The organism is Micromonospora sp. CV4 (assembly GCF_003667455.1).
Lineage (GTDB): Bacteria > Actinomycetota > Actinomycetes > Mycobacteriales > Micromonosporaceae > Micromonospora.
In genome coordinates this window covers 1-7,964 of sequence record NZ_RCVI01000435.1, presented here as the reverse complement: position 1 = coordinate 7,964, position 7,964 = coordinate 1, and the positions used below count along the sequence as shown (strand labels likewise).

Here is a 7,964-nt window from a genome sequence, read left to right as displayed (position 1 = left end):
CCCTGCCGGAACCGGCCGACGAGTCGGCGGACGGCGCCACGGACGCGGCCCGGCCCGGCCCGGGCGCCGCCCGGCCGGGGTCGGGCGGCGGCGCGTCTTCTGGGCCACACCCGCCGCGGCAGAGCCGTGGCCGATAGTCTCGCGGCATGTCGGAGCACTCAGCAGACCCCTCATCGACGGTCGCCGCAACCGGCCGTCCCCTGGCGGCCAAGGCCGTCATCCCGGCCGCCGGACTGGCCACCAGGTTCCTGCCGGCCACCAAGGCGGTGCCCAAGGAACTGCTGCCGGTGGTGGACCGGCCGGTGTTGCAGTACATCGTCGAGGAGGCCGCCCAGGCCGGCATCGTCGACGTGTTGCTGATCACCGGTCGGGGTAAGACGTCGATGGTGGACCACTTCGACCGTCGCCCGGACCTGGAGACCAGGCTGGAGGAGAAGGGCGACGCCGAGCGGCTGGCCGCCGTTCGCCGGCCCAGTGACCTGGCCGAGATCTACACCGTCCGGCAGCCGGAACAGCTCGGGCTCGGCCACGCCGTCGGGTACGCCGAGGCGCACGTCGGCGACCAGCCCTTCGCGGTGCTGCTCGGCGACGAGTTCGTCAAGCCGTCCGAGCCGTTGCTGCCGGCCATGCTGGAGCTTCAGGCCCGCACCGGTGGCGTGGTGCTCGCCTTCTTCGAGGTCGACCCGGCTGACACCAAGCGGTACGGCATCGCCTCCGTCGAGCCCGCCGAGGCGGAGCTGACCGACATCGGCGAGATCGTCAAGGTGACCGGCATGGTGGAGAAGCCGCAACCGGAGGACGCGCCGAGCAACCTCGCGGTGCTCGGCCGCTACGTGCTGCCGGGCGCGATCTTCGACGCGATCCGGCGGACCAAGCCGGGCAGCGGCGGCGAGATCCAACTGACCGACGCGATGGAGCTGCTGCGCACCGAGGGCATCCCGGTGCACGCGATCGTCTACCGGGGCACCCGCTACGACACCGGGATGCCACTGGGGTACCTCCAGACGGTGGTGCAGATCGCCGCCGAGCGCGAGGACATGGGCGCCGAGTTCCGCTCCTGGCTGGCCGACTTCGTCAAGGCCGACGCGGCAGGCGGATCTGGTACATGACCGCGACGGCCGACGCCGAGGCGGCCGCGAACGAGTTGACGCCGCTCGCCGACTACCTGGGCAGCGTGCTGCGCAGGTTACGAGCGCTGCCGCCACTCGACCTCGACCTCACCCAGGCGTACGGCAACGTCCTCGCCGAGGACGTCGTCGCGCCGCACGCCTTTCCGGCCTTCGACCAGGCGGCCGTGGACGGGTACGCGGCCCGCTGGGAGGACATTTCCGGAGGGGGCCGGGGGCCGAGCTACGTCCCGGCCCCCTCCGGCACGCCCGGTGGCCGGAGCATCCGGCTCAACGTGGTCGGCGACCTCGGCGCGGCGAGTTGGCGGCCCGTCCGGCTCACCCCGGGCTCGTGCTTCTCGGTGGCCGCCGGCTCGCCGTTGCCGGTCGCCGCCGACGTGGTGGTCCCGGTGGAGTGGACCGACCAGGGCATGGCCGCGGTGGAGATCTTCCGCACCCCCAAGCGGGGGTACGGGGTACGCCGCGCCGGTGAGGAGTTGCCCGCCGGCACGCTGCTCGCCCGGGCCGGCACGTACGTCTCCCCGGCCCTGGTCGCGGTGTTCGCCGCCACCGGCATCGGGCACGTGGTGGTCCGGCCCAGCCCACGCGTGGTCATCGTGGCCACCGGCGACGAGCTGGTCGACGTGGGCCGGGGCAGCCAGCCCGGGCAGGTGGTGGACGCGAACTCCCACGCGCTGACCGCCGCCGCGGCCGAGGTGGGCGCGCTCGCGTACCGGGTGGGCATCTGCGACGACGACCCGGAGGGGCTGCGCGGGCTGCTGGAGGATCAGACCCTGCGCGCCGACCTGATCATCACCACCGGGGGGACCGGCACCGGTCCCGGGGACATGGTGCGCCGGATCCTGTCCCGCCGGGAGGGCGGCCGGGCGGGGCCGGTCACCTTCACCGACGTGGCCCTCTATCCCGGCACCGCGCTCGGGTTCGGCACGGTCGGCGCCGAGGAGGTGCCGGTTGTCTGCCTGCCCGGTGACCCCGGCGCCGCGCTGATCGGCTTCGAGGTGCTGGCCCGCCCCGCCATCCAACTGCTCGCCGGCGCCGAGCCGGTGTTCCGGCCCAGCGTGCGGGCGCACCTGCTGGAGACCGTGTCGTCCCCGGGCGGCCTGCGCGAGTTCCGGCCCGCCCACGTCGCCGAGCGGCGCGGCGGCGGTTACACGGTGCAGCCGCTCGCCGGTGGGCCGTTCACCCTCTCCGGGCTGGCCGAAGCGAACGGGCTGCTGGTCCTCGGCGAGCGGGTCACCACCGCCGCCGCCGGATCCACCGTGGACGTCCTGCTGCTGGACCGTCGCCGGTGACGCCGTCCCGGTCGTCCGCCCGCAGGTGCGGCGGTGCGTCCGGGTGTGCGGCGGCACGCACCCCGACCCCGCGTTCATGAGGTCCCTTGTGCTGAGCGCGGTGGGTCCACTTGCGCGCGACACGGTCCCGCGCGGGAGACTGGGCGGGTGAGTCTCTTCGGCCCCGAGCGGGCACCCGGCTGGCCGGCGGTGCTGGTCGACGGCCCGGTGCTGCTGCGGCCCGGCCGCCGCTCCGACGCGGCGGCCTGGTCGGAGGTGCGCCGGGCCAACCGGGCCTGGCTGGCGCCGTGGGAGTCGTCGCTGCCCGGCAGTTGGGACGAACTGAACTCGCCCGCCGCGTTCCGCTGGGTGCACCGTGACCAGCGGCGCTCGGCCCGCGAAGGTGAGGGCATGCCGTTCGCGGTCTGCCTGCGCGAGGCCGACCGGGACCGGCTGGTCGGGCACCTCAACGTCGGCAGCATCGTGCGGCGGGCGCTCTGTTCCGGGTACGTCGGCTACTGGGTGGATGCCCGGGTGGCCGGTCAGGGCGTGATCCCGACCGCGCTCGCGCTGGCCGTGGACCACGCGTTCGGTCCGGGCGGGCTGCACCGGGTGGAGGTCAACATCCGGCCGGAGAACCGGCCGTCCCGGCGGGTGGTGGAGAAGCTGGGCTTCCGCGAGGAGTCGTACCATGTGCGCTACATGCACATCGACGGCGCGTGGCGGGACCACATCGGATACGCGATGACCAGTGAAGAGATAGCCGCCGAGGGTGGCCTGCTGGCCCGCTGGCACCGGGTACGCGCCGGCGCGCGCTGAGACGCTGCCGGTCGACGCCGTAGCCGGGCAATTTCCCGACCGCCTTCCCCCTCGTCCCACGGACGGGATCGGCGCGGCGCGTACGCATCCCGGTCGGTCCGCCGTAACCTCAAGTAACTGCAAGCTTCGGCAAGCGCTGCCCATCCGGACGATCCACGCAACCAAGCGCGATCGGTGGAAGATCCTGCGGTCGGGTGGTGGTTGCTCCGAATTCGGTGACGGGAGGGGTGAGGGTGCCGACCTCGGTGCTCCTCGCCGTCCTCGCCGCCGCCGGCCTGCTCGCCCTGGCCCCGGCGCTGGTTCGCCGGTACGACGCCACCGAGCGGCTGGTGGCGGAGCGGGCGCAGTCGACGGCGCGGGTGCTTCAGCGCCGCCGGCGCCGCCGCACTGTGCCGGGGCGGCGACCCGTGCACCCACCGCGTGCGCTCGTCGTCACCTTGAGTGCGGATGCGACTACCGGGGCGTTGACCGCGCCGGTCTCCGCGCCCCCGGCGGGCCGCCGTTCCGGGCGCCTGCGCGCCGTGCCGCCCGCAGCCAAGCGGTCCCGCCGCCGCCCGCCGCCCCGCCGGCAGCACACGCCCGCCGTGTACCGGCGCCGCCGCGTGCTCGCCGCCCTGCTGCTGCTCAACGTCGTCGAACTGATCGGCGTGCTCTTCGTCAGCCCCGGCTTCTGGATCGGCTTCTCGGTCACGTTCATGCTGCTCGCCGTGTACGTCGTACACCTGCGCGGTCGAGCCCTGGCCGGCCGCCGCCGACGGCGGGCCCGGGCCCGCCGTCGGCGGCGGCCGGCCAGGGCTCGACCGCGCAGGTGTACGACGTACACGGCGAGCAGCATGAACGTGACCGAGAAGCCGATCCAGAAGCCGGGGCTGACGAAGAGCACGCCGATCAGTTCGACGACGTTGAGCAGCAGCAGGGCGGCGAGCACGCGGCGGCGCCGGTACACGGCGGGCGTGTGCTGCCGGCGGGGCGGCGGGCGGCGGCGGGACCGCTTGGCTGCGGGCGGCACGGCGCGCAGGCGCCCGGAACGGCGGCCCGCCGGGGGCGCGGAGACCGGCGCGGTCAACGCCCCGGTAGTCGCATCCGCACTCAAGGTGACGACGAGCGCACGCGGTGGGTGCACGGGTCGCCGCCCCGGCACAGTGCGGCGGCGCCGGCGGCGCTGAAGCACCCGCGCCGTCGACTGCGCCCGCTCCGCCACCAGCCGCTCGGTGGCGTCGTACCGGCGAACCAGCGCCGGGGCCAGGGCGAGCAGGCCGGCGGCGGCGAGGACGGCGAGGAGCACCGAGGTCGGCACCCTCACCCCTCCCGTCACCGAATTCGGAGCAACCACCACCCGACCGCAGGATCTTCCACCGATCGCGCTTGGTTGCGTGGATCGTCCGGATGGGCAGCGCTTGCCGAAGCTTGCAGTTACTTGAGGTTACGGCGGACCGACCGGGATGCCGCCGCGCCGCGCCGATCCCGTCCGTGGGACGAGGGGGAAGGCGGTCGGGAAATTGCCCGGCTACGGCGTCGACCGGCAGCGTCTCAGCGCGCGCCGGCGCGTACCCGGTGCCAGCGGGCCAGCAGGCCACCCTCGGCGGCTATCTCTTCACTGGTCATCGCGTATCCGATGTGGTCCCGCCACGCGCCGTCGATGTGCATGTAGCGCACGTGGTACGACTCCTCGCGGAAGCCCAGCTTCTCCACCACCCGCCGGGACGGCCGGTTCTCCGGCCGGATGTTGACCTCCACCCGGTGCAGCCCGCCCGGACCGAACGCGTGGTCCACGGCCAGCGCGAGCGCGGTCGGGATCACGCCCTGACCGGCCACCCGGGCATCCACCCAGTAGCCGACGTACCCGGAACAGAGCGCCCGCCGCACGATGCTGCCGACGTTGAGGTGCCCGACCAGCCGGTCCCGGTCGGCCTCGCGCAGGCAGACCGCGAACGGCATGCCCTCACCTTCGCGGGCCGAGCGCCGCTGGTCACGGTGCACCCAGCGGAACGCGGCGGGCGAGTTCAGTTCGTCCCAACTGCCGGGCAGCGACGACTCCCACGGCGCCAGCCAGGCCCGGTTGGCCCGGCGCACCTCCGACCAGGCCGCCGCGTCGGAGCGGCGGTAGGGCCGCAGCAGCACCGGGCCGTCGACCAGCACCGCCGGCCAGCCGGGTGCCCGCTCGGGGCCGAAGAGACTCACCCGCCCAGTCTCCCGCGCGGGACCGTGTCGCGCGCAAGTGGACCCACCGCGCTCAGCACAAGGGACCTCATGAACGCGGGGTCGGGGTGCGTGCCGCCGCACACCCGGACGCACCGCCGCACCTGCGGGCGGACGACCGGGACGGCGTCACCGGCGACGGTCCAGCAGCAGGACGTCCACGGTGGATCCGGCGGCGGCGGTGGTGACCCGCTCGCCGAGGACCAGCAGCCCGTTCGCTTCGGCCAGCCCGGAGAGGGTGAACGGCCCACCGGCGAGCGGCTGCACCGTGTAACCGCCGCCGCGCCGCTCGGCGACGTGGGCGGGCCGGAACTCGCGCAGGCCGCCCGGGGACGACACGGTCTCCAGCAGGTGCGCCCGCACGCTGGGCCGGAACACCGGCTCGGCGCCGGCGAGCAGTTGGATGGCGGGGCGGGCCAGCACCTCGAAGCCGATCAGCGCGGCGCCGGGGTCACCGGGCAGGCAGACAACCGGCACCTCCTCGGCGCCGACCGTGCCGAACCCGAGCGCGGTGCCGGGATAGAGGGCCACGTCGGTGAAGGTGACCGGCCCCGCCCGGCCGCCCTCCCGGCGGGACAGGATCCGGCGCACCATGTCCCCGGGACCGGTGCCGGTCCCCCCGGTGGTGATGATCAGGTCGGCGCGCAGGGTCTGATCCTCCAGCAGCCCGCGCAGCCCCTCCGGGTCGTCGTCGCAGATGCCCACCCGGTACGCGAGCGCGCCCACCTCGGCCGCGGCGGCGGTCAGCGCGTGGGAGTTCGCGTCCACCACCTGCCCGGGCTGGCTGCCCCGGCCCACGTCGACCAGCTCGTCGCCGGTGGCCACGATGACCACGCGTGGGCTGGGCCGGACCACCACGTGCCCGATGCCGGTGGCGGCGAACACCGCGACCAGGGCCGGGGAGACGTACGTGCCGGCCCGGGCGAGCAGCGTGCCGGCGGGCAACTCCTCACCGGCGCGGCGTACCCCGTACCCCCGCTTGGGGGTGCGGAAGATCTCCACCGCGGCCATGCCCTGGTCGGTCCACTCCACCGGGACCACCACGTCGGCGGCGACCGGCAACGGCGAGCCGGCGGCCACCGAGAAGCACGAGCCCGGGGTGAGCCGGACGGGCCGCCAACTCGCCGCGCCGAGGTCGCCGACCACGTTGAGCCGGATGCTCCGGCCACCGGGCGTGCCGGAGGGGGCCGGGACGTAGCTCGGCCCCCGGCCCCCTCCGGAAATGTCCTCCCAGCGGGCCGCGTACCCGTCCACGGCCGCCTGGTCGAAGGCCGGAAAGGCGTGCGGCGCGACGACGTCCTCGGCGAGGACGTTGCCGTACGCCTGGGTGAGGTCGAGGTCGAGTGGCGGCAGCGCTCGTAACCTGCGCAGCACGCTGCCCAGGTAGTCGGCGAGCGGCGTCAACTCGTTCGCGGCCGCCTCGGCGTCGGCCGTCGCGGTCATGTACCAGATCCGCCTGCCGCGTCGGCCTTGACGAAGTCGGCCAGCCAGGAGCGGAACTCGGCGCCCATGTCCTCGCGCTCGGCGGCGATCTGCACCACCGTCTGGAGGTACCCCAGTGGCATCCCGGTGTCGTAGCGGGTGCCCCGGTAGACGATCGCGTGCACCGGGATGCCCTCGGTGCGCAGCAGCTCCATCGCGTCGGTCAGTTGGATCTCGCCGCCGCTGCCCGGCTTGGTCCGCCGGATCGCGTCGAAGATCGCGCCCGGCAGCACGTAGCGGCCGAGCACCGCGAGGTTGCTCGGCGCGTCCTCCGGTTGCGGCTTCTCCACCATGCCGGTCACCTTGACGATCTCGCCGATGTCGGTCAGCTCCGCCTCGGCGGGCTCGACGGAGGCGATGCCGTACCGCTTGGTGTCAGCCGGGTCGACCTCGAAGAAGGCGAGCACCACGCCACCGGTGCGGGCCTGAAGCTCCAGCATGGCCGGCAGCAACGGCTCGGACGGCTTGACGAACTCGTCGCCGAGCAGCACCGCGAAGGGCTGGTCGCCGACGTGCGCCTCGGCGTACCCGACGGCGTGGCCGAGCCCGAGCTGTTCCGGCTGCCGGACGGTGTAGATCTCGGCCAGGTCACTGGGCCGGCGAACGGCGGCCAGCCGCTCGGCGTCGCCCTTCTCCTCCAGCCTGGTCTCCAGGTCCGGGCGACGGTCGAAGTGGTCCACCATCGACGTCTTACCCCGACCGGTGATCAGCAACACGTCGACGATGCCGGCCTGGGCGGCCTCCTCGACGATGTACTGCAACACCGGCCGGTCCACCACCGGCAGCAGTTCCTTGGGCACCGCCTTGGTGGCCGGCAGGAACCTGGTGGCCAGTCCGGCGGCCGGGATGACGGCCTTGGCCGCCAGGGGACGGCCGGTTGCGGCGACCGTCGATGAGGGGTCTGCTGAGTGCTCCGACATGCCGCGAGACTATCGGCCACGGCTCTGCCGCGGCGGGTGTGGCCCAGAAGACGCGCCGCCGCCCGACCCCGGCCGGGCGGCGCCCGGGCCGGGCCGGGCCGCGTCCGTGGCGCCGTCCGCCGACTCGTCGGCCGGTTCCGGCAGGG

Annotated in this window: 6 protein-coding genes and 1 pseudogene; 4 read left to right on the top strand and 3 right to left on the bottom strand. The window is 74.4% G+C overall.

Annotated features, from left to right (window positions below):
* The first annotated feature begins 146 nt into the window (after positions 1-146).
* From EAD98_RS29845 to EAD98_RS31845, 4 genes and pseudogenes are all read left to right on the top strand, one after another.
* Positions 147-1,109, top strand: coding sequence for a UTP--glucose-1-phosphate uridylyltransferase (locus tag EAD98_RS29845; RefSeq protein WP_121657278.1), 963 nt, complete (start codon positions 147-149; stop codon positions 1,107-1,109).
* Entirely contained in the window at positions 1,106-2,419 is a 1,314-nt protein-coding gene (gene glp, locus EAD98_RS29840; protein ID WP_121657279.1) for a gephyrin-like molybdotransferase Glp, read from the top strand. Before EAD98_RS29845 ends, glp (EAD98_RS29840) begins: the two co-directional genes overlap by 4 nt.
* Positions 2,420-2,566: 147 nt before the next feature.
* The gene (locus tag EAD98_RS29835) at positions 2,567-3,217 is read left to right on the top strand and encodes a GNAT family N-acetyltransferase (RefSeq protein ID WP_121657281.1); all 651 of its coding nucleotides are present in this window, start codon (positions 2,567-2,569) and stop codon (positions 3,215-3,217) included.
* Positions 3,218-3,450: 233 nt separating this feature from the next.
* A pseudogene (locus EAD98_RS31845) lies at positions 3,451-4,051 on the top strand (hypothetical protein); the annotation flags it as partial.
* A 696-nt stretch (positions 4,052-4,747) separates the two neighbouring features.
* Here the strand turns inward: EAD98_RS31845 and EAD98_RS29825 are convergent.
* From EAD98_RS29825 to EAD98_RS29815, 3 genes are all read right to left on the bottom strand, one after another.
* Positions 4,748-5,398, bottom strand: coding sequence for a GNAT family N-acetyltransferase (locus EAD98_RS29825; protein WP_121657280.1), 651 nt, complete (start codon positions 5,396-5,398; stop codon positions 4,748-4,750).
* A gap of 147 nt (positions 5,399-5,545) precedes the next feature.
* Positions 5,546-6,859, bottom strand: coding sequence for a gephyrin-like molybdotransferase Glp (gene glp, locus EAD98_RS29820; RefSeq protein ID WP_121657279.1), 1,314 nt, complete (start codon positions 6,857-6,859; stop codon positions 5,546-5,548).
* The gene (locus EAD98_RS29815; protein WP_121657278.1) at positions 6,856-7,818 is read right to left on the bottom strand and encodes a UTP--glucose-1-phosphate uridylyltransferase; all 963 of its coding nucleotides are present in this window, start codon (positions 7,816-7,818) and stop codon (positions 6,856-6,858) included. The genes glp (EAD98_RS29820) and EAD98_RS29815 overlap by 4 nt, the downstream gene beginning before the upstream one ends.
* Positions 7,819-7,964 lie beyond the last annotated feature (146 nt).